This is a genomic window from Lacticaseibacillus sp. 30 (assembly GCF_053819265.1).
Map to the genome: position 1 here is coordinate 1 of NZ_JBSOQX010000002.1, position 20,470 is coordinate 20,470.

Consider the following 20,470-nt stretch of genomic DNA (forward strand, 5'->3'; position numbering starts at 1 on the left):
TTCTCGTGATTTTTAACGGCGGTTAAAAATCGAAATGCCCGTGTAACAACGTTTTAGCCTTCCTAATTGATGTTAGGAGGGCTATTTTTGTGTGCAAAATGTGAACAAGCAATGACTTATGCCTTGATGCAAGTCATCAGGTCTGGAAGCTGTGTTATATTCGTCATGAGGCGACTGAGCAAGCGGCAAGGTGAATGAGGAGTATAAACATGATGTGGCCTGAAATGAAGCACGATCAATAGTTGAAAGGGATGATCGCTGGATGATTTATTTTCTTGATGAATACTTACTTGCAAAGAACTCAAGTGTTGAACATGCTGCGTTGAAACGACTGGCTTTGTTCAAACAATTTAAGCAACCAGTTAAGATTCTGACGCGTGATTACGATCGTTTGAGTGTCCAAACCTTGCGCGAGCTTGGCGTTGCTCAGACGGATGTGCGCAACATGTTCGACTATTTTCAGCATGTGCCCGCCGACCGACCGGAAAAAGCTGTGCATAATGATGAGATCAATTTGCCGACAATGGATGAAGTTTCAGTCGATGCTAACCAAAGTCAGGTCACGAACGGCGACCGGCTGCGACGGCAGGTCGGTTATATTCCAGGAACCGTCGGCCATGTTTATTATCAAAACTTTTTGGACGATCAAGGCAATCTTGTGGAATGCGATCTTTGGGACGCCCGAGGGTTTAAATCGGCCACTCAGTATTTTGGACAGGATGGCTTGTTAGCCTTTGAACGCTACTATAATCTTCGAGGTGTACCAGTGCTCGACATTTATTATGTTGGTGATCATGCTGGTCAGATTCAGATCAGCCGGATTGTTTTAAAAGGCCAAACCCTTAAAGAAGATCATGAATTTGATACATTGGGAGAGTTGTTTAGCTATTTTCTTGATCAACTTGCGACTGAAGATTCAGAAACAACGATTTTTATCAGTGATCGTCCGGGGATTGGCGTTCAACCGCTACTGGCAATGCATGCAGCCGCAAAGAAGTTTGTTTACATACCCATTAATCATGTTTTAACACCTGACAAACCGCGGCAAGGCGAACTTGATGGTTTTATTCAACCTGTGCTGCAGCATCCCCAAAAAGTAGATGGCTTAATTGTACAAACGCCTCAGCAGCAACATGATCTTCATGATCGTTTTCCGAAAGTTCGGGTGGCGGCGATTCCAGCGGTGACATTTGATCCGGCTTTGACAGCGCGCTCGGCGGCCGCCGCTGCAAGCAAGAAAATCCTGTTTGTGGGTCGGCTGTCGCCTGATAAGCAACTTGATCAGCTACTTCGGGCAGTCGCTTTGGCGAGTCGGCAGGTGTCTGGCGTGACGCTTGATTTGTTTGGTTACGGTGATGAACAATATCAAACCGCGATGAGGCAGCTTGCGGATCGTTTAGAGATTGGCAGTCAAGTGACATTTAAGGGTTACCAGTCATCTTTGGCTGATCAGTACCCGCAATATGCCTTGTTGGTCAATACGAATTTGACAGATGGTGGTCCGTTGGCGTTGGTTGAAGCACAAACCCATGGACTGCCAGTGGTGAGTTATCGGTTTTCCTATGGACCTAGTGCCTGTGTGATTGATCAGAAAACCGGTTATCTTATCAAGCAAGGACGCGTCAATGACCTTGCTGAAGCGATTGTGAGACTGCTAAAGCGGCCAGAGCAGTCACAACAATTCGGCGATCATGCCAGAGCACTGGCGCAAAAGCAGCTAGCGCCTGAAAAAGTCTACGCCCGCTGGCAAGCATTTCTTGGACTGGACAGTTAACCCGACAAAACGGCAAGGAGGTTCAGGATGTATTATTTTTTAAATGATCAAATGGCCTATGCCAAGTCTGGTATTGAAGGCGCGGAAATTCAGCGGTTGCAGCTTTTCAAAGCGAACCAGACGCCAGCAAAGATTGTTACCCGGCAATTTGCTTTAGATCTACACGATGTTTTGAAAGATGCAGGCATTGACGATACTGATTTTATCAATCTGTTTGATTACTTTTGTGACCTGCTGAGCACACCGTGGCAGCAGGTAACGGTTGCAGACGTTTGCCAGCCGACTGCGGGCGTGACCCGCCGGCGTGAAGGACGCCAGGTGATCTTCAGCCGCGGTTCCCGAGTCATTCGAATTGTTTATTTGCGCGAAAAGGCGGGGCGTGAGCAAGAGGTTAGCAATGTTCAATACTTTGATGTGACCGGCCGAACGATCAAAATGAGTTGGTGGGACACGCGAGGCAACCATTGTTTGGATCAGTATTTTGATCAAGGCGGCAAAATTTTCCAAGAACACTATTTGGATCGTCATGGTCGCACGCGGCTTGAAAAACTGCATTATTTAAATCATAGCCAGCAAGAAAAATTTTCATGGAAATTGGTTGATTTTCATGGTGTGGATTATCTATTTGATGGGCTTCATGATTTGACAAGGTTCTTCTATGATCACCTGAATCAGGTAGATGGCGGCTATAATGTCTTCGTGTGCGATCGGACGACGGAAACTGGCTGGGGCTTGTTGCACATGACGACACCGGCGCTCAAAGTTTTGCATCTGCATAATAACCATGTTGCCGGGAATAAGGACGTGCTGCATGCGAAGCTGAACAATTTTTATGCTAGTGCCTTGACCCATTTGAATCGCTGGGACGCTGTGATTGTGCCGACACCGCAGCAGGCGCAGGATATGGCTGCCCGGTTTGGCACAGCCACGCCGATTTTCACGATTCGAGTTGCTTTTGTTAAGGCGGCAGATGTAGCGGCTAATCGCCTCCCGTTTTCACAACGCGAACAACATCTGGTGGTGCATGTTGCACGATTGGCACCGGAAAAACAGCAAGCAAGTTCAATTCGGGCATTTGCCCAAGTTGTGAAGGCCATTCCGGATGCTAAACTTGAACTCTGGGGTTATGCCAATGGTGACATGGCGCCGAAACTACATGCTCTGGTTGAAAAGCTGCATCTCGCGGATCACGTTTTCTTTAAGGGTTATACTCGCGACATAGCGGCCGTCTATAATCGCGCACAGTTAGGACTGTTGCCTTCCAGTGCCGAAGGATTTCCGCTAACCTTGATCGAAGCACAGGCACACGGATTACCGATGATCGCAAATGACATTCACTATGGGCCAGCCGATATTTTGGCCAACGGTAAAAGCGGGCTTTTGACGCAAAATGGTGACATTGATGGTTTAGCAAATGCGATCATTGGGTTATTGAATGATTCAACTAAGCTGGCCCAGTTTAGCGCGGCTGCCTATGACAATGCTTTGCGATTCACTGATACGAGCACATTTGTTCAGTGGCAGAAACTCATGGCGTTTGCGGCAAAGAAAAAGACAAGGCTGGCGGCCTTTGAGCATGTTGATTAGGCACCGGTCATGGCAATGAGTGGCGTTTTTACTGATAACTGTTCAAAAAATGGTAGGATGAGGCGTAAGCTTTTACCAAGAAATGGAGGCTAACCAATGTCAATTTATGATTATGAGGTCACATTAGAAGATGGTTCGCAATATGCTTTGAGCAAATACAAGGGTCGACCAATGTTGATCGTGAACACTGCCACTAAATGCGGCTTCGCGCCTCAGTTTGATGGTTTGGAGAAATTGTATGACAAGTTCAAGGATCAAGGTTTGGTAGTGCTAGGTTTTCCTTCTGATCAATTTAAACAGGAACTGGCTGATGGTCATGCGGCGGCCGAGGCTTGCCGGTTGAAATACGGTGTGAGTTTTCCAATGCATGATTTGATTAAGGTGAATGGCAAAGAAGCAGCTCCGCTGTTTCAATACCTTAAAACCCAAGCCCCTGGTGAACTAGGCAAGTCCATCAAATGGAACTTTACGAAGTTTTTGGTTGATCGTGATGGTCAAGTTGTCGCCCGCTTTGCACCAAAAACAAAACCAGAAGCGATTGAACCAGCAGTGGAGAAGCTTCTTGGCTAACTTTTGTCAGTTGCACGTGGGGCTGGTTCACGCTCTGTTTTAAACGCGTTTGCCAGCCCAGAGACCTGCGTGTAAGGACCTTGGGTGCAATGACCAAAGCCCGGCCATCACACCCAAGGCCGCTTACACTCCGGTCTCTCCCGGGCTGGTTCACGCTCTGTTTTAAACGCGTTCGCCAGCCCAGAGACCTGCGTGTAAGGACCTTGGGTGCAATGACCAAAGTCCGGCCATTACACCCAAGGCCGCTTACACTCCGGTCTCTCCCGGGCTGGTTCACGCTCTGTTTTAAACGCGTTCGCAGGCCCAGAAACCTGCACATAAGGACCTCGGACATAAATGGCCAAAATCCAGCCATTTATGTCCGAGGCCACTTATGCTCCGGTTTCTAACCGGGCCTGCTCACGCTCTGGACACTCATGCATGTGATGCGTACAATGACATCAAAAGTAAGAAAGCAGGGATGATTGATGGAAGAATTGCCAGCTGATGTAGCGGCTTTTGTTGAAACACATTTGGTTGATCGGCGCAATAGTAACGCCGTGAAGTGGGATGGTTTGGCAGGTGAATTTGGCCGCACGGATCTCCTGCCGATGTGGATTGCCGATACCGAATTTAAAGCACCTCAGGCGGTGATTGACGCCTTAACCGCTCGCATTCAAGAAGGAACTTTTGGCTATTCCATTCGGCCACAATCCTACTATGATGCCTTCATTGATTGGGAAAAGACTCGCCATGGCGTGACGGTGCAGCCGGAATGGATGCGTTTTGGTGTCGGTTTGGTTAAATCGCTGTATGCCATGGTCAATTGGCTGACCGAACCCGGCGATCCAGTTTTAATCATGCAGCCTGTCTATTATCCCTTCATGAATGCGATTAAGGATCTTGGTCGCAAAGTGGTCTCGGTTGATCTTCAATTAACTGCTGATGGCTGGCGGATAGATTTTGATCAATTGGAGAAAACGCTGGCGACGCAAAACATTAAAGCCATGATTTTTTGCTCGCCACATAATCCGGTCGGCCGAGTTTGGACCCGTGAAGAACTGGAACGGCTTTTTGCGATCACGAGTCACCATGATGTCACGGTGGTATCTGATGAGATTCACGGCGATTTGGAAGTTAGTGGGCCAAAATTCACCTCTGCTTTGCAAGTAGCTGAGGGTCCGGCGCGCAGTCGGCTTGTCGTCCTGAATGCACCGTCGAAGACCTTTAATCTTGCGGCTTTACTGAATTCGCATATTATTATTCCGAATGAAAAGTTGCGCACAGCTTATGATGATTTCATCAAACAGTTGCATCCAGTAGATACCAGCCTTTTGGGACAGGTCGCCGGTGAGGCAGCTTATCGTCACGGTGGCGCGTGGTTAGACAAGGTGCTTCAAGTTGTCCGATATAACTACCAACAGTTGCTAACCGGTCTGAAGCAGAGCGCTCCGAAGGCTACAGTTGCGGACTTGCAGGGCACCTATCTTGCCTATGTGGATATTGGTGCCTATGTTGCGCCAGCCAAAATTAAATCATTTGTTGAAGATGTTTGCGGACTGGCAGTTGATTACGGCGCATGGTTTTCCCCAAAAACAGCTACGTATATTCGCTTGAACTTAGCCACCGACCCCAAACTTGTTGCCGAGGCGATTCAGCGTTTAACTGAGCACTTGGCTCAGCCGCAACTTTAATTGAAACAGAAAAAAACACCCTGTTAACGCAAGGCAGGTTGACTCATTACCAAACATACAAGGTTTGGTGCTGAGACAGCGACGCTTGCTGATGGCAGGGTGTTTTTTTGTGAGTAGTCTTAGTTAACAGTCACTAAGGGTGATTGATGATTAAATGATTATCATTCATATTATGATCCTGTACGATTTCTTTAAGATATCGCCGCAGCATTGGTGAGCGTTCCAAAACGGCCCAACCCGGATCGGCTTTTAATCGCTTGAGTTCAGCTTTATCGGGATGATCATCGCCTGTGAAAAAGCGCCAGTTCAAGACACCCATCAGTTTTGCGGCAGCATCCAAATCATGCTGATTCGTCACGCCATTATCCATGAGATCCCCATATGCAAGGCCTTCGCCATCTTGGAGAAAGAGTTGCTTCAGATACCGTTGATAATGTAGCAGATCAGGATTTTTTCGTTGCTTGGCGGTTAAGTAAGGTGTGGGATCAGTCGCATGCTTTTGATAGGTGATTCGGTTAGGCGTGAACGTCACCACCCCATAACTGGCAGGGCTGATCGAAAATGCGCCGCTGACAACTTCAATCGTTGGACATTGCCCATCCGGATCGCGGCTGATGTCTTGCGCATGGATGTGTCCGGAAAAAAGCAACGGAACATGGTAAGCTTTCAGCAACGTTTTGAGTTGATCGCTGTTGTCCAAAACAAATCCTTGATTCACCGCTTCATTGTGGGCATATAGATTGTGGTGCATGAAAACAATCGACTTGCGATGGGCCTTTTGACCAGCAGCTAATTGCTGGCGAACCCATTTCATGGTCTGCGGTGTGAGCTTACCACCAGTGTTCGGGGGGCGATTGGAAGGTTCGATCGTATAAATATTGCTGTCCAGCATCAGCAATTGATAATTGCGGTTAAGGTTGACGCGATAGCTCAAACTATTCGGATCCTGCGCAACTGCCTGCTCATAACTGGTATGAAAAATATTGCGCCAATCGCTAGGGCTGATTTGTTCTGTCAGTAGTTGTCGTTTGCCCTTGTAGGCTCGTGCCCAACCATCGTAAATATCATGATTGCCAGGGATGATCAACACCTTCGTACCATTGGCAACAAGTGGTTGTAGGCGGCGCATGATACTTTCGGCACTGGCTTTTTCGCCGTTGAACGTGACATCACCGGTGATGACGAGGGCTGTCGGGCGGGCTTTTAAGGCGTTTTGAACCAAAGCATTGATAGCAACGGGCTGATAGTCCATATCTTTTCCTGCTGCAGAACGTTTGATTTGGGTATAAGCAGTCTTTTCATCATGTAGACTTGGGGCAATAAAGTGGGTATCGCTGAGCACCCAAATGGTTGCCTGTGAACTATTGGTGAGTGGGCGATCACGATTAGGGTGAATTTGCCCCAAGACGATTGCAAAGATCAGCATTAAAAATAACGCTGCTACATATTTGACTGCTTTCATTTTCTGCCTCCGTACCTAGTTTACCATTGATCAACGTAACACCAGCAGGTCATTTTGAGTGGTTGTCAAAAAATTTTTTTGATGATTAACTTGTTGGTGACTTAAAAACGTTACTGACCGAGAGCGGGATTATGGTAAAATAAAGCCACATTTGACCACGATAGCGTTTAGAGAGAGGACATATACACCTATGCAAGTAATCGTAACGGTTATCGGTACCGACAAAGTTGGGATCATCGCACAAGTAACCACTGCTTTAGCAGATTTAGATGTTAATATTTTGGATGTTTCACAGACTATCATGCAAGGTGCATTTACGATGATGCTGCTAGCTAAAATTCCAGATAATGGCAATTTCAATACGGTAAAAAGTCAATTGGCGACCTTGGGTGATCAAATTGGCGTTGAGATCAAAGTAGCCCGTCAAGAGATTTTTGATGCCATGCATCGGCTTTAATATGCGTTGGATCGGCAATCGTACTTATCAGAGCTAAAGGAGCCAGTGATGGAAACTCAACAAATTAAAGAAACCATTGAAATGATCAGTGAAGAGAATCTGGATATCCGAACGATTACCATGGGGATTTCCTTGTTGGATTGTGTAACTGGTGACCTGCAAACCACAGCCGACAAAGTATATGCCAAAATTATGGCAAAAGCTGCCAATCTGGTGCCGGTAGCTGACGCCATTAGCGACGAATACGGAATTCCAATTGTCAACAAACGTATTAGCGTGACCCCGGTCAGCTTGCTAGCTGGCGCGGATCAAAACCTCGATTTTCGCCCGATTGCCCAAGCGATGGATCGAGCTGCAAAAGATTTAGGTGTGGATTTAATTGGGGGCTATACCGCTCTCGTTCAAAACGGTAGTACGCCAGCAGAAACTGCATTGATGAAGAGTTTGCCGGAGGTGTTAGACACCACGGAACGCGTTTGTGCGTCCGTGAACATCGGCAGTACACGCAGCGGTTTGAACATGGACGCTGTTAAGTTGATGGGCACGATCGTCAAAGAGGTTGCCATGCGCAAGCCGCAGAATGCGATGAAACTGGTGGTATTCTGCAATGCTGTTGAAGACAATCCGTTTATGGCAGGTGCTTTTTGGGGGATTTCAGAAGGTGATGTTGCCATCAACACAGGTGTTTCCGGTCCCGGGGTTGTAGAACGGGCGATCGCGGCCAAACCGGCGGCAAGTTTTGAAGAGATCTGTGAAACGATTAAACAAACCGCCTTTAAAGTGTCACGGATGGGCCAATTTGTCGGTAAAGTTGCTGCGGATCGCCTTGATGTACCGTTTAACATTGTTGACCTCAGTTTGGCACCAACACCGGCAAAAGGTGACTCAGTGGCGCAAATTCTGGAAACAATGGGACTCAGTCATGTTGGCACACCAGGCACAACGGCAGCGTTGGCGTTGCTAAACGATGCAGTCAAAAAAGGCGGCATCATGGCGGCTGAACGTGTCGGCGGATTATCAGGTGCCTTCATTCCGGTTTCTGAGGATGCTAATATGATCACCGCAGCGGCCAAGGGTCAAATCAGTCTGGAAAAACTAGAAGCGATGACGGCGGTTTGTTCGGTTGGCTTGGATATGGTTGCGGTGCCTGGCGACACTCCTGACGCCACGATTAGCGGCATGATCGCCGACGAGGCTGCTATCGGGATGATTAACAACAAGACGACGGCAGTCAGAGTGATTCCAGTTCCTGGTAAGCAGGTGGGGGATACCGTTGAATTCGGCGGTATTTTCGGTACTGCGCCGATCATGGCAATTAACGATGGCGATGCGCAGCAGTTTATTAATCGTGGTGGTCGTATCCCAGCCCCGATCCATAGCTTTAAGAACTAACGCGTCTCATTTTTAAACGATTCGACTTAGGCCTTGTTGTTGCTGGTAATTGCCAGTAGCAGCAGGGCTTTTTGGTGGCGGTGCGTAATGTTTTGATGAGGTGAATCGTATGTTTGTAGCCCTAGATAAAAACAATCAACGTGTCACATTGACAAGTCATGCCCAGGCGGCCAATTTAACACACCAAACCTTTCACTGTCCTATTTGCAAGCAGGTCGTTCGCATCAAAAACGGAACCGTAATGCCTGCCCATTTTGCTCACCGAAGTCAACCAATGGGTGAGGGTGAACCAGAGAGTATAGAGCACCTAACTGGCAAATGGTGGTTGGCGTCTTGGCTCAAACAGCATGGCGAACAGGCAACGTTGGAATACTATGATGCAACCATTCGCCAGCGCGCAGATCTTTTGGTTGCAAGTAAACCGCCGAGGGTATTGGAATTTCAAGCAAGCCCGCTAAGCGTGCCAGATCTGCAAAAACGGACAATGATGTATCATGCGCGTGGTTGGCAAGTGACATGGGTATTGGGTCATCGATACTGGCATCCTGAAGGCAAGATACAAGCACGAAAGTTTTTGAGCATCGAAGATCATCGGCTAACTTTGTGGCATTTACAGACAACGGTTGGTGAGTTGGTACGGATTCAGTTTGGAAATGAAGGCCGTTGGCTAACGCGCTTTCAGCATGATGATCCGCCAACTCAAACTTGGCAGGCAGAATCGACTTATCCGCAACGACAAATTCGGCAGATTGCCATCAGTTTACAAAAGCGGGTGCAACCGTGGATGACGCTGCAAGCAGCTGCTTATCAACAGGGCCGCAATTTGAATGGCTCCCCATGGTTCGTTCACAGTCGGCCCCATGTGTTACGGCATTTTGGTATTCCGGAACTCCAACTGCGACTCAAATGGCTGTTGATCTTTGAAGGACAGCCTTTTACCGCGACTGCCAACCGTCAATTTTGGCAAGCGGCCCTGCCGAATATCTGGACGCCTTTGTTGCCAGCTGGCACGCTCGGGAAAATGATGGGTGCCCACTGGCTGCAAGTGTTGCTGGCAGAAGGCTTCGTTGTTCAGGAAGATGGTTGTCGTTATCAGTGGCAGCGTTTGCCTGTTTGGTTTGCCGATCTTGAGCGAAAATTGGCCATGAAAAAAGACTTTGCTTAAGGCAAAGTCTGATGAGGCTGATTGCTTATCATGATTCGCAAGGTGGGAAAATGTGACGGTTTGTGCGCTTATGGAAACGTGTTTGTAGACCCAGAAACCGGCATGTAAGGACGCTGAATACAATGCCTGAAGACCGGTCATCACTTCAGGCCACTGATAGGCCGGTTTCTAGCCGAGTCTGTTCACGCTCTAAAAAATTCTAAAGTTACTCCCCATGTTTTCTGGCCGTTCGGTGAAGAAACCGGCGGGATCTGTTCGTATGAGATCGCAAAGATGTGGGATGAGTGCTGGGTCACCGATTTGTTCGATCAAAACAGCATGGCCGTCATCTACTTTGCGATCGGTGTCAACAATGACAAGGGAAGGCGTTTGAGTGATACCCATTTGGTTAGCAGTTCGTTGATCGGAGTCAAAGCCCATTTTAACTTCGGAACGCTGACGATCTTCATAAAACATTTCCTGATCCAGCTTACATTTGTCGAGCATCTTTGCCACAAAGGCCGCATCATATTGGTATTGAACCAGAGGTGCGTGTTGTTGTAGCCGCAACAAGAGCATCCGTGCTTTTTTGTTGCCTTGATATTGTGCAGCCTTATAATCCAACGCAAGGTTGTAAGCTGCACGGAGCAGCTGGTTGCGTTTAGCAAGATTACCTACGCTCAGTTGCTCACGTTTCATAAATTGTTCCATGATATCTAAATTAAGAACGGGAACGAAGTGGACGCGCACTTCCTGCTGGAATTTATCCAATTGTCTGAGTAATTTCTGTTCAGTACCCAGACAGACGCTCCCGATTGGATTGAAAAAAAGGAAAATTTCTATCACGTTAACGGCCTCCAATTCGCCAACAACAAATTCTTACATTTACTTTATCAGAAAATGAGCAGGGTACAATTAATCAGCTTGTGAATCGTGCACATGCATGAATGCGCGCTGAACTTTGTTGATAACCGGCCGTTTTTCAATGTTGAATTGGTGCAACAAAGTATCGTAGAAAACTTGAGCTTGTGGCAGGTCATGGTACTCCATTTCCAACTCAAAATCAGAGGTGTTGTCCATGTAAAAAGTCTGATCGAGTGTCAACAAACCTGCTTTAAGATGCGCTACACGGCGGGTCGTTTTTGCTTGGGTTTGCGGATGAACCGCTGCGGGGTCAATTTCACGGGCTGCTAGTGCCGTTGTGACTTGACCGGTTTTAAGTTGCCCTTGGTCAATCAAGGAGCGGGCTTCAACTGAAGTCAGCGGATCGGTAATTTCTTCCAAATCACGATGTTGATTCTTATTAGGAACTTTTAAGGTTTGTTCCGCACGATCTTTAAACTGACGAATGCGCAAGCCTAGGCCTGCCTTTTTGACGGCGCCAGTCGGTGTATCGTAATAGGTATTCATTTGACTGAAGCCCGGCTCAAAATCAAACTGATTGAGAATCGCTAGAAAATCAGTCTTTGTTAAAGTTGTTTTAAATTCCTGTTCGCGAGAAATTGACATGAACTGCCTCCAAAGACAAAGGGCAACGGTGACGAGACAAAAATATGATAGAATGGTGGTCGTGAGTGACTTGGCTGGCAAGAAAGCTACGGGTTGCCGTACTTCTTAACCAGTCTGGCTGGAATATAGCCGTCGTTTGTCGGCCAAGCCTCACGCAACGTATCATCAGTAGTTTAGTATGGGAGGGCCAGCAATGCAAAGGGACTGGGATAGTTTCTTAATGCCGTATGAACAAGCAGTCGGGGAATTGAAAATTAAATTTCGCGGTATGCGTAAACAATTTCAACAGGCCAATGAACACACACCCATCGAATTTGTGACGGGGCGGGTTAAACCGGTCAGTTCGATTATTGAAAAACAAAGTCGGCGTTTTATCAGTGACGAACTTTTGGAACAGGATATGCAGGACATTGCTGGTCTGCGAATCATGTGTCAGTTTGTTGAAGACATTTATCAAGTCGTGGCACTCCTTCGTCAACGCACAGACATGAACATCGTGGAAGAACGCGATTACGTGACCAACGTGAAGCCTTCTGGTTACCGCAGTTACCATGTGGTGATTGAATATCCAGTGCAACTCATCCATGGTGAAAAAAAGATTTTGGCGGAAGTCCAGATTCGAACCATGTCCATGAACTTCTGGGCAACGATTGAGCACAGCCTGAATTACAAATATAATGGCGAATTTCCGGATACTTTGAAGGCGCGGCTCAAGCGGGCAGCGGAGGCTTCCTTTATGTTGGATAAAGAGATGTCAGATATTCGTGAAGAAATTCAAGAAGCCCAGCATCTGTTTGTTTATGGTAAAGGGCAGCAGCCACATTCGAAAACAAAGGATCACCATGACGATAAAAAGGATGAGTAAGATGCGTGTGACAGTTTTCCATAATAGCATACCTGCCTCAATCACGGCTGCGCAAAAGCTGACGAAGCTTTTGAAGAGCGGTCACTTTGAGCTTGATGAGCGGCATCCCGAGGTGGTCGTTACCATCGGTGGTGATGGTACGCTCCTTTCGGCCTTTCATCGCTATGCGGATCAGTTAAACTCAATTCGCTTCATCGGTGTGCATACAGGCCATTTGGGTTTTTACACAGACTGGCGGGATTTTGAAATTGAAGATTTAGTTATCGCCTTAAAAGAAGACTCTGGACAAAGCGTTAGCTACCCACTTTTGGATGTTCAGGCGACTTATGCTGACGCGACCAGTGCTCATTATCTAGCATTGAATGAGTCAACCTTGAAGCGTTTAAACGGTACTATGCGGACGGAAGTCTATATCAAAGGCGATTTCTTTGAGAGCTTCCGCGGGGATGGTTTGTGTGTGTCGACGCCAACTGGATCCACAGCTTACAGTAAGTCTAACGGCGGTGCTGTGATTCATCCGCGATTGGATGCGTTGCAAATGACCGAAATTGCGTCCATTAATAATCGGGTTTTTCGTACCCTCAGTTCGCCGATTATCACGGCACCAGACGAGTGGGTGACATTGGAGCCGACAGGTCGCGATGATTACGTCATGACTGTGGATCAGTTCGTCATCAATCCACCAACAATCAAACAAATTCGGTATAAAATTGCGAAAGAACGGATTCATTTTGCACGCTACCGGCATATGCATTTTTGGGATCGTGTTGAAGACGCCTTTATCGGAGCCAAACACTGATGCGATTTGAATGGCAGTATGAGGGACCGCCGCTGAAATTGGCGGCTTTTTTAAAACAACAGGGTTTTTCCCGTGCACAGCTTAAGAAACTTCGTTATCAAGGCGGATTTGTTTTTGTCAACAAACGGCAACGGCATACCGCTTATCCGGTGCGCTCGGGGGACAGAATTTTGGTACAGACAGCACCTGAGCACGCGGCAGACAGTGTGGTGCCTTATTCGCATGATTTGGCCATCAGTTACGAGGATGACGATTATCTGATAGTGAATAAACCGGCCGGGGTGGCATCTATTCCAGCGGTTGGGCGCCAAAATAATAGCATGGCGAATATGGTCAAGGCTTATTTAATTAAAACCAAAGCTGAAAGTCAGGCCGTTCATGTGGTGACACGGTTGGATCGCGATACCAGCGGGTTGATGGTCTTTGCCAAGCATGGGTTGGCGCACAGCTTGTTGGATCAGCAATTGCACAGTCAAGACTTTGTCAAACAGTATGTGGCAATTGTAACCGCACAAACACCTTTAGCAACTCATGGTTGGATCGTATTGCCCATTGGCGTTAGTGACGGCTTTTATATGCGTCGTGTTGTAACCGATACTGGCAAAGCTTCTGTCACGGAGTATCGAACACTTGACCAAAATACGGCTGGGGCCATGATGCTTGTCACGTTGCATACCGGGCGGACTCATCAAATTCGGGTTCATTTTGCCGCGATTGGTCATGCGTTGTATGGTGATGGCTTATACAGTCCTGATACGCACGGCTTTAATCGACAAGCACTTCATTGTGCCCATTTGCGTTTCTGGCAGCCGTTGAAGCATAAACTGATTGATTTACATGCACCACTTCCGGCTGATATGGCAACGTTAGCGGCGAAGTTGAGATTATCGCAACAAGATTGAGCCGCCGCACAAGTTTAAACAAGGTATGACAAAAGCCAGTTCCCGAAAATTAGGAACTGGCTTTTAACATACTATGATTCAGGAACATAATTAGCGGCTTCAAGCGAACTAGAAGTTGCCTTTGTGATAACCTGAATCGGCATCAAACTTGAATTGTTTTTTGAGGCCATTGGTTAAATAGATCTTCTTGTCATTGGTAATGAAAATTGCTTGAATATGATCGCTGTTTTTGGCATTCATGTATTGCAGACCGCCTTTTAATCCCTTATCAAAGGCAGCATTGGATAAGGCATCGCCATCAACACTATTTTTCGAGACAATCGTGACTGAGGCCAAGTTGTTGTCATAGGGATAGCCAGTCTGAGGATCGAAAAGATAAATGTATTTATGGCCATTGGAGATTAGGTATTGCTCATAGGTGCCAGCTGTCACAATGGATTCGTTGCTTTCAGGAATCGTACCCACTGCAGTGCCACGCGGCGCGGTCGGGTCTTGAATCCCAACATGCCAATCGCGATTGGTACCAAGCGGTGAGTGACCCATGACAACGACATTACCGCCAAGATCAATAATCGCTGCTGTGACGCCATCTTTGGCGAGCACGGCCTTCACTTTGTCAGCAACCCAGCCCTTGGCAATCCCGCCAAAATCAAGCCGCATCCCTTTTTTGGTCAGATAGGCGGTATTATTTTTGGTATCGAGTTTGACATCGCGCCAGTTGACCAGTGGCAAGGCCTTGTCGATCTCACTTTGTGCCGGGACGCGCGCGCCAGGCAGGCCAATTTGCCACAGATTGGTGACGGCTCCAATGGCCATGTCGAAACTGCCATTCGAGTTTTTTGAAAAGTAGTAGGCTTTTTCAAGTAAGGGCATAAAATCTTTAGGCACTTTGACCGGCTTGATTCCGGCATTATCGTTGATCTTATCCAAAACCGAACCGCCGCGGGTTAACGTTGCCTCGGCGTCGACGTGATGAATCATGGCAAATCCGTCTTTTAAGGCGGATTTTTTACCTTTATCATAAATTGTCAAAGTACAAGTGGTGCCCATGACAAATTCATTTTGTGTGTATGGGGTTTTCAAGTAAGTTGGACTGGCTGTTTTTTGACAGCCGGACAAAGTTAGAAAACCAATAAAAGCAAGTAAACCGATGACGAATTTTCGCATGTTACATAACCCTCATTTCATCTTTCCCTTTGAATATCATACCGCGCGTTATGGAAAAAGAAAGCCCTGGTTGTCGCTCGTCAAGCGTATGGCAGCAAAAAAGGCTAGTTATTCAAGCGGTTGCCCGCATAACTAGCCTTTCCGTGGCGTGGTTCATTAGAACGCGATTAGTTTTGTACCATGTAAAGCTTTCACACCTAATGTCTCACCGATTGAAGCAGCGTTTTGACTGGTGATCCCGCCGCCTGGCAAGATGCTGATTTTATCACCTGCATAGTTGATGATGGCTTGCAGGCGTGGCAAAGTGTCGGTGATGGGGGTGGTCAAAGGACCGCCGTGGGTCAAGATACGCTCGACATCGTGATCGGCCAACCAATCAATTGCGGCAAACTGCTTGGTTTCTGGAATGGCATCGAAAGCCATGTGGAAAACAACGGTCATGCCAGCACTGGCAGCAATGAGGCTGGTCATCGCGTCTTCATCAATTGCGCCATCTGGTGTCAAAGCACCAAAGGCAACGCCATCCACGCCAAGCGCCTGTGCCTCAAAAAGATCAGCTTCCATGATTTTTAATTCAACATCGTTATAAACAAAGTTACCGCCACGTGGACGAATCATGGTGATGAGGCTACGGCCATGTTCATGAACATATTTTGTACTCTCTGCCATAACGCCCTTAGACACAGTTGTGCCACCAACCGCTAAATTGTCATTGAGCTCAATCCGATCAGCCCCGGCCGCGATTGCTTTAGGAATCGATGTATAATTTTCAACTGCAATTTCTTTTAACATGACGGACCTCCATTTACTAGCTTAGATAAACATGACCAATAAGACAATCGCACCTAAAGCGATTCGGTACCAGCCAAACGGTTTGAAGTCATGCGTTTGAACAAATTTCAACAGCCACTTGATGGCAACGATGGCGACGAGGAAAGAAACAATGGAACCTGTCATCAAAACAGCCCATTGTTCACCAGAGAAGCCGTTGCCTTGCCACAGGTATTTGCCGATTTTAAGAATCGACACGCCAACCATGGTCGGTATTGCCAGAAAGAAGGAAAATTCGGTGGCAACGTAGCGAGAAGTCCCGATTAGTAAGGCGCCTAGAATTGTGGCGCCAGATCGTGATGTACCAGGAACGATAGACAAGACTTGGAAAAGACCAATCAGTAAGGCCGTTTGATAAGTGATGTCTGCCAGAGTGGTGATATGCGCGTTTTTATTCTTGAGGTAGTTTTCTAGAATGATGAACAGCACCCCATAAATGATCAGGGTTGTTGCGACTACGAGTGGTGTATGTAAATGTTCATCCATCCAGTTGTTAAGCGGGAGGCCAACAACGACTGACGGCAGAACTGCAATGATAACTTTTGCCCACAGTTGCCAAGTTGCGTTGCGGGCTTTGGCTGTCGGCTTGGAAAAGGGATTCAGCTTATTGAAATAAAGCAATATGACGGCGAGAATAGCGCCAAACTGAATCACGTACTCGAACATATTAATGAAATCCTGACTCTGCGATAATTTAATGACGTGGTTTACCAGATCAATATGGCCGGTTGAACTAATCGGCAGAAACTCCGTTAACCCTTCAACGATACCGATGATCACGGCCTTGATAATGTCAAACATAATAACCCTCCAATTCTCAATGTTAACAGTATACAAGGTTTTGCAAGGCTTGCCACGTTCAACTCGGAATTTATAGTCATCTTACGTAATTCAGCAACTTTTTTGGGATGTAAAAAAAGCCCAACCACCAAGCAAAACAGGTCTTGGGGCTGAGCCAATAAAAAGTTGTATCGATAGTTAAACATAAGACAAACGGTTTAACTTACTTAGCCGATAAAAATAAAACGTTAACGGCTTCTGGCGTCGGAATATCACGTTGAATTTCGGTCAAGAGTCCCGTTTTGGCATCGCGACTATAGAGTGTGCCATTACTACTGTTTTGGTTGACCACGAGAATAAAGTGTTCAGTGAGATCGAAATTGAAATCACGAGGAAAATCGCCTGCCGTACTGATTTGTTGCAATTCTGACAGATTTCGGCCATCCGGACTGACGGCAAAAACGGTGATACTATTATGACCGCGGTTGGATACATAAAGGAAGCGTTGATCACTGCTCAGTCGAATCGCAGCAGCACCATTGTGATCGGTGTAATCTTCTGGAATGGTCGGCAACGTTGCAATGAGTTTGAATTGACCAGTTGCCGCATCATAATTTAGGATGCTAACCTGACTTGAAAGCTCACCTAGTAAATAGGCAATCGGGTTGTTGTGGTTAAAAGCCAAATGGCGAGGGCCAAAGCCAGGTTCGGTGTGAAAAATAACCGGATCGCTGAGTTTGCCGGCATCGCTGACTGCATAGGTTGTTAAGGTGTCATTACCCAGATCAACGACCGCTAGTCGCTGAAAGTCAGGGGTGACAGCAGCAAAATGAACATGGGCACTATCTTGTTCCGGTCGCGGACCGTTACCGGTATGCTTCACTTCATCCGTTAAAGCCAAACCATGATCATTTTTAATGCGATAGACATTGATTCGGCCTTCGTGGTAATTGCTGGCATAAACCAGCTGACGATTCGCATCAATCGAGATATGCGCCGGGGATGAACCTGCCTGCAGTACCTTGTTGATCAAGCGCGGTGGATCAACATTTAGGTCATAAGCCGCGACACCGCCTTGATCACCTTCTGCGTCTACCGCATATAAAATATTGTCATCAGATACGGCTAAGTAGGTCGGTGAACCCAAATCAGTAATGAATGGGGCAGGGGTCGGCAAATGCGTTTCGTCATTATCAAATGTACCGGCATAAACGCCTGCACCGCCGTGACGCGTATAACCGCCTAACAAGAGTCTTTGCTTCATGTTCAAGTTGCTCCTTTCGAATTTGATTTGAGTATAGCATGTTTGGCTGATGCTTATGCTATGATATAAAGCGTGAGTCAACGTTTAATGAAAATAGCTGGCCAATAAAGCTATCATTAAAGGAATTTTCAGACCTTTAATCAAACGATTTGCCACAGCCCATAACTCAGCGCCATCATGGGCCTTAACGAGATCGCATTTATGTTGGCAGCGAAGCTCAGATAACAAACACTTATGATATTAAAAATGACAGGCAAACGGAGGCACGACCATGCAATTGACAGCAACAGTAACAGCTATTGGTAAGGATGCATTGAGTTCCAAGGATCCGATGATTATTCTCTTTGGACCGCAAGCAACAGACGCACTACGCGACGTCGCGGTGATCCAGCAGTTCGCTGACAAGTCAGCTTTGGAAAAACTGGTTATCAAGGAAGGCGACCAATTAACAATCGATGATGAGACGTTTGAGATGACTTATGTCGGTCAACTTGCTAACAGTAACCTGAAGGCGATTGGGCACGTTACCCTGTTGTTCCAAGCTGTACCAGCAGACAAGCCGATGCAAAACGCAATTTATTTAAAACCGACCCATCGACCAACATTTAAGGTTGGGACGACACTAACTTACATCACGCAAGCCAATTAAGTGTGACAACGAGTTCTTGGATCAGTTATGCGCCAGTTTCTAACCGCTTCTGCTTACGGTCAACAAAAAAGAAGATTTCAGGCGATCTATCAGCCTGAAATCTTCTTTTTTTACCATGATGCCTTACGAACACCTGGAATTTGACCCTTATGCGCTAGATCACGGAAATTCAAACGAGACATTTTGAATTTGCGCATGTACGCATGCGGCCGACCATCAAGTTCATCGCGACTGTGCGCGCGAACGGGTGAGGCATTCCGCGGTAAAGCTTGCAAGGCAGCGTAATTATGCTCAGCCTTGTACTTGGCACGCAACGGGGCATATTTAGCAATCGTTGCTTCGATCTTCTTTTCCTTGGCAATCTTTGACTTTTTAGCCATGTATGCAATCACTCCTTATTTGTGGTTTGTATTTAACGTTTTTTAACGACGTGTCTGTTCGAACAGTTCAACCCACATAGCATAGCACAGCCTTAAGCCGCTCGCAACACTTACAAAAAATAAGCGTTTAATATTGATCGCCATTGAAAATCGAGTTTTTAACAATGACATAATCGACCTTGGTCAAGGACTCGAGATCGCGGCCACCGGCGTAGGAGACAGCTGACTGCAAGTCTTCTTGCATTTCCTTTAACGTGTCACCAATCTTGCCTTTGACAGGTAACAAGATCTTTTTGCCTTCAACGTTGTGGTGGGTGCCCTTTTGATACTCGGACGCTGAACCGTAATATTCCTGATATTCCTTGCCGTCAATGTTGACGTGCTTGCCAGGTGTTTCTTCATGGCCAGCAAAAAGGGAACCAATCATGCACATGGTGGCGCCAAAGCGGATTGACTTGGCGATGTCACCATTATTGCGAATGCCGCCATCAGCAATGATGGGTTTACGGGCTGCTTTGGCGCACCAACGAACAGCAGCTAATTGCCAGCCGCCCGTACCAAAACCGGTTTTTAATTTGGTGATGCAGACCTTGCCAGGACCGATGCCGACTTTGGTAGCATCGGCACCAGCGTTTTCAAGTTCCCGGACAGCTTCTGGGGTGCCGACATTACCGGCAATCACAAAGGCATTTGGCAAATAATGTTTGATATGTTGAATCATGTCAATGACCACCTGAGCATAACCGTGCGCAATATCAATGGTGATATAGTCAGGAGTCAGCTCATTAGCAGCCAGTGCTTCGATAAAATCGAACTCGTCATCCTTGACGCCGACACTGATTGAAGCGATTAAGCCGCGCTTTTTCATATCGCGAACAAAATCCATCCGGCGTTCCGGCTGGAAGCGATGCATAATATAGAAGTAATCGTGCTCTGCCAACCAGATCGCCAAAGGTTCATCGATGATGGTTTGCATATTAGCGGGAACGACTGGAATCTTGAAAGTATGCGGGCCAAATTTCACGCTGGTATCAACCTCTTTACGTGATTGCACCACACACTTGTTAGGAATCATTTGAATGTCTTCGTAATCAAAAATCTGCATGCCGTTGTTCATCGGATTCATCCTTTCGCAAAAGCCGAACATTGTTAAGCATTATTGGTGTTATTCAAAACACCAAGTGCTAAGATACGCGAAAGTTTTGTAAAAGTCAATCAAAAGCACATATATTCTTTTTTAATGTTCGTGTTTTGCGAAATGGAAA

Annotated in this window: 20 protein-coding genes; 11 read left to right on the forward strand and 9 right to left on the reverse strand. The window is 46.8% G+C overall.

The window, feature by feature from the left end:
• Window positions 1-262: 262 nt before the first annotated feature.
• The 4 genes from ACWPAB_RS01495 (at window position 263) to ACWPAB_RS01510 (ending at window position 5,604) form a co-directional block, all read left to right on the forward strand.
• On the forward strand, window positions 263-1,774 hold the full coding sequence (locus tag ACWPAB_RS01495; RefSeq protein WP_003569462.1) for a glycosyltransferase family 4 protein: 1,512 nt from the start codon (window positions 263-265) through the stop codon (window positions 1,772-1,774).
• A gap of 27 nt (window positions 1,775-1,801) precedes the next feature.
• Window positions 1,802-3,361 carry a glycosyltransferase gene (locus ACWPAB_RS01500; RefSeq protein WP_003590262.1) on the forward strand — a complete coding sequence of 520 codons (1,560 nt, stop codon included), beginning with the start codon at window positions 1,802-1,804 and terminating at the stop codon, window positions 3,359-3,361.
• A 96-nt stretch (window positions 3,362-3,457) separates the two neighbouring features.
• Entirely contained in the window at window positions 3,458-3,931 is a 474-nt protein-coding gene (locus ACWPAB_RS01505; protein WP_003564137.1) for a glutathione peroxidase, read from the forward strand.
• Window positions 3,932-4,398: 467 nt separating this feature from the next.
• A complete protein-coding gene (locus ACWPAB_RS01510) occupies window positions 4,399-5,604 on the forward strand; it encodes a MalY/PatB family protein (protein ID WP_016380780.1) in 1,206 nt (401 codons plus the stop codon).
• Window positions 5,605-5,737: 133 nt separating this feature from the next.
• On the opposite strand, the gene ACWPAB_RS01515 is transcribed toward ACWPAB_RS01510, so the two are convergent.
• Complete coding sequence (locus ACWPAB_RS01515; protein WP_003587485.1) at window positions 5,738-7,066, reverse strand: metallophosphoesterase; 1,329 nt, start codon at window positions 7,064-7,066, stop codon at window positions 5,738-5,740.
• Between the two features lie 190 nt (window positions 7,067-7,256).
• On the opposite strand from ACWPAB_RS01515, the gene ACWPAB_RS01520 reads away from it, so the two are divergent.
• The 3 genes from ACWPAB_RS01520 to ACWPAB_RS01530 all read left to right on the forward strand — a co-directional run bounded on the left by ACWPAB_RS01520 (window position 7,257) and on the right by ACWPAB_RS01530 (window position 10,080).
• Window positions 7,257-7,523, forward strand: a complete 267-nt coding sequence (locus ACWPAB_RS01520; protein WP_003564140.1) for an ACT domain-containing protein — start codon at window positions 7,257-7,259, stop codon at window positions 7,521-7,523.
• Between the two features lie 48 nt (window positions 7,524-7,571).
• The gene (locus ACWPAB_RS01525) at window positions 7,572-8,915 is read left to right on the forward strand and encodes a PFL family protein (protein ID WP_003569470.1); all 1,344 of its coding nucleotides are present in this window, start codon (window positions 7,572-7,574) and stop codon (window positions 8,913-8,915) included.
• A gap of 109 nt (window positions 8,916-9,024) precedes the next feature.
• Entirely contained in the window at window positions 9,025-10,080 is a 1,056-nt protein-coding gene (locus ACWPAB_RS01530; RefSeq protein WP_003569473.1) for a competence protein CoiA, read from the forward strand.
• 189 nt (window positions 10,081-10,269) lie between these two features.
• Here the strand turns inward: ACWPAB_RS01530 and ACWPAB_RS01535 are convergent, their stop codons facing one another.
• Complete coding sequence (locus ACWPAB_RS01535) at window positions 10,270-10,905, reverse strand: DsbA family protein (protein WP_003564143.1); 636 nt, start codon at window positions 10,903-10,905, stop codon at window positions 10,270-10,272.
• A gap of 69 nt (window positions 10,906-10,974) precedes the next feature.
• Window positions 10,975-11,568 (reverse strand): CYTH domain-containing protein, encoded by a 594-nt coding sequence (locus tag ACWPAB_RS01540; protein ID WP_003564144.1) that lies wholly within the window; start codon window positions 11,566-11,568, stop codon window positions 10,975-10,977.
• A 193-nt stretch (window positions 11,569-11,761) separates the two neighbouring features.
• On the opposite strand from ACWPAB_RS01540, the gene ACWPAB_RS01545 reads away from it, so the two are divergent.
• From ACWPAB_RS01545 to ACWPAB_RS01555, 3 genes are read left to right on the forward strand one after another with little or no spacing between them, the layout of a single operon-like run.
• Window positions 11,762-12,433 (forward strand): GTP pyrophosphokinase, encoded by a 672-nt coding sequence (locus tag ACWPAB_RS01545; RefSeq protein ID WP_003564145.1) that lies wholly within the window; start codon window positions 11,762-11,764, stop codon window positions 12,431-12,433.
• 1 nt (window position 12,434) lies between these two features.
• Entirely contained in the window at window positions 12,435-13,232 is a 798-nt protein-coding gene (locus ACWPAB_RS01550) for an NAD kinase (RefSeq protein WP_003564146.1), read from the forward strand.
• The gene (locus tag ACWPAB_RS01555; protein ID WP_003569476.1) at window positions 13,232-14,134 is read left to right on the forward strand and encodes an RluA family pseudouridine synthase; all 903 of its coding nucleotides are present in this window, start codon (window positions 13,232-13,234) and stop codon (window positions 14,132-14,134) included. Before ACWPAB_RS01550 ends, ACWPAB_RS01555 begins: the two co-directional genes overlap by 1 nt.
• Window positions 14,135-14,242: 108 nt before the next feature.
• On the opposite strand, the gene ACWPAB_RS01560 is transcribed toward ACWPAB_RS01555, so the two are convergent.
• The 4 genes from ACWPAB_RS01560 to ACWPAB_RS01575 form a co-directional block, all read right to left on the reverse strand.
• Entirely contained in the window at window positions 14,243-15,301 is a 1,059-nt protein-coding gene (locus tag ACWPAB_RS01560) for an FAD:protein FMN transferase (protein ID WP_003569478.1), read from the reverse strand.
• A gap of 156 nt (window positions 15,302-15,457) precedes the next feature.
• Window positions 15,458-16,093: a copper homeostasis protein CutC gene (locus tag ACWPAB_RS01565; RefSeq protein WP_003569480.1), complete on the reverse strand. Its 636-nt coding sequence runs from the start codon at window positions 16,091-16,093 to the stop codon at window positions 15,458-15,460.
• 21 nt (window positions 16,094-16,114) lie between these two features.
• A complete protein-coding gene (locus ACWPAB_RS01570; RefSeq protein ID WP_003564150.1) occupies window positions 16,115-16,933 on the reverse strand; it encodes an undecaprenyl-diphosphate phosphatase in 819 nt (272 codons plus the stop codon).
• A 202-nt stretch (window positions 16,934-17,135) separates the two neighbouring features.
• On the reverse strand, window positions 17,136-18,176 hold the full coding sequence (locus ACWPAB_RS01575) for a lactonase family protein (protein WP_003587492.1): 1,041 nt from the start codon (window positions 18,174-18,176) through the stop codon (window positions 17,136-17,138).
• 271 nt (window positions 18,177-18,447) lie between these two features.
• On the opposite strand from ACWPAB_RS01575, the gene ACWPAB_RS01580 reads away from it, so the two are divergent.
• A complete protein-coding gene (locus tag ACWPAB_RS01580) occupies window positions 18,448-18,825 on the forward strand; it encodes a PTS glucitol/sorbitol transporter subunit IIA (RefSeq protein ID WP_003569498.1) in 378 nt (125 codons plus the stop codon).
• A 110-nt stretch (window positions 18,826-18,935) separates the two neighbouring features.
• Here ACWPAB_RS01580 and rpsN read toward each other — a convergent pair whose 3' ends face one another.
• On the reverse strand, window positions 18,936-19,205 hold the full coding sequence (gene rpsN / locus ACWPAB_RS01585; RefSeq protein ID WP_003564153.1) for a 30S ribosomal protein S14: 270 nt from the start codon (window positions 19,203-19,205) through the stop codon (window positions 18,936-18,938).
• 127 nt (window positions 19,206-19,332) lie between these two features.
• Window positions 19,333-20,310, reverse strand: coding sequence for a GMP reductase (locus tag ACWPAB_RS01590; protein WP_032674946.1), 978 nt, complete (start codon window positions 20,308-20,310; stop codon window positions 19,333-19,335).
• Window positions 20,311-20,470 lie beyond the last annotated feature (160 nt).

Coding starts and splice junctions, on each gene's coding strand:
- ACWPAB_RS01495 (WP_003569462.1), top strand. CDS start 263: ATGATTTATTTTCTTGATGAATACTTACTTGCAAAGAACTCAAGTGTT.
- ACWPAB_RS01500 (WP_003590262.1), top strand. CDS start 1,802: ATGTATTATTTTTTAAATGATCAAATGGCCTATGCCAAGTCTGGTATT.
- ACWPAB_RS01505 (WP_003564137.1), top strand. CDS start 3,458: ATGTCAATTTATGATTATGAGGTCACATTAGAAGATGGTTCGCAATAT.
- ACWPAB_RS01510 (WP_016380780.1), top strand. CDS start 4,399: ATGGAAGAATTGCCAGCTGATGTAGCGGCTTTTGTTGAAACACATTTG.
- ACWPAB_RS01515 (WP_003587485.1), bottom strand. CDS start 7,066: ATGAAAGCAGTCAAATATGTAGCAGCGTTATTTTTAATGCTGATCTTT.
- ACWPAB_RS01520 (WP_003564140.1), top strand. CDS start 7,257: ATGCAAGTAATCGTAACGGTTATCGGTACCGACAAAGTTGGGATCATC.
- ACWPAB_RS01525 (WP_003569470.1), top strand. CDS start 7,572: ATGGAAACTCAACAAATTAAAGAAACCATTGAAATGATCAGTGAAGAG.
- ACWPAB_RS01530 (WP_003569473.1), top strand. CDS start 9,025: ATGTTTGTAGCCCTAGATAAAAACAATCAACGTGTCACATTGACAAGT.
- ACWPAB_RS01540 (WP_003564144.1), bottom strand. CDS start 11,568: ATGTCAATTTCTCGCGAACAGGAATTTAAAACAACTTTAACAAAGACT.
- ACWPAB_RS01545 (WP_003564145.1), top strand. CDS start 11,762: ATGCAAAGGGACTGGGATAGTTTCTTAATGCCGTATGAACAAGCAGTC.
- ACWPAB_RS01550 (WP_003564146.1), top strand. CDS start 12,435: ATGCGTGTGACAGTTTTCCATAATAGCATACCTGCCTCAATCACGGCT.
- ACWPAB_RS01555 (WP_003569476.1), top strand. CDS start 13,232: ATGCGATTTGAATGGCAGTATGAGGGACCGCCGCTGAAATTGGCGGCT.
- ACWPAB_RS01560 (WP_003569478.1), bottom strand. CDS start 15,301: ATGCGAAAATTCGTCATCGGTTTACTTGCTTTTATTGGTTTTCTAACT.
- ACWPAB_RS01565 (WP_003569480.1), bottom strand. CDS start 16,093: ATGTTAAAAGAAATTGCAGTTGAAAATTATACATCGATTCCTAAAGCA.
- ACWPAB_RS01570 (WP_003564150.1), bottom strand. CDS start 16,933: ATGTTTGACATTATCAAGGCCGTGATCATCGGTATCGTTGAAGGGTTA.
- ACWPAB_RS01575 (WP_003587492.1), bottom strand. CDS start 18,176: ATGAAGCAAAGACTCTTGTTAGGCGGTTATACGCGTCACGGCGGTGCA.
- ACWPAB_RS01580 (WP_003569498.1), top strand. CDS start 18,448: ATGCAATTGACAGCAACAGTAACAGCTATTGGTAAGGATGCATTGAGT.
- rpsN (WP_003564153.1), bottom strand. CDS start 19,205: ATGGCTAAAAAGTCAAAGATTGCCAAGGAAAAGAAGATCGAAGCAACG.
- ACWPAB_RS01590 (WP_032674946.1), bottom strand. CDS start 20,310: ATGCAGATTTTTGATTACGAAGACATTCAAATGATTCCTAACAAGTGT.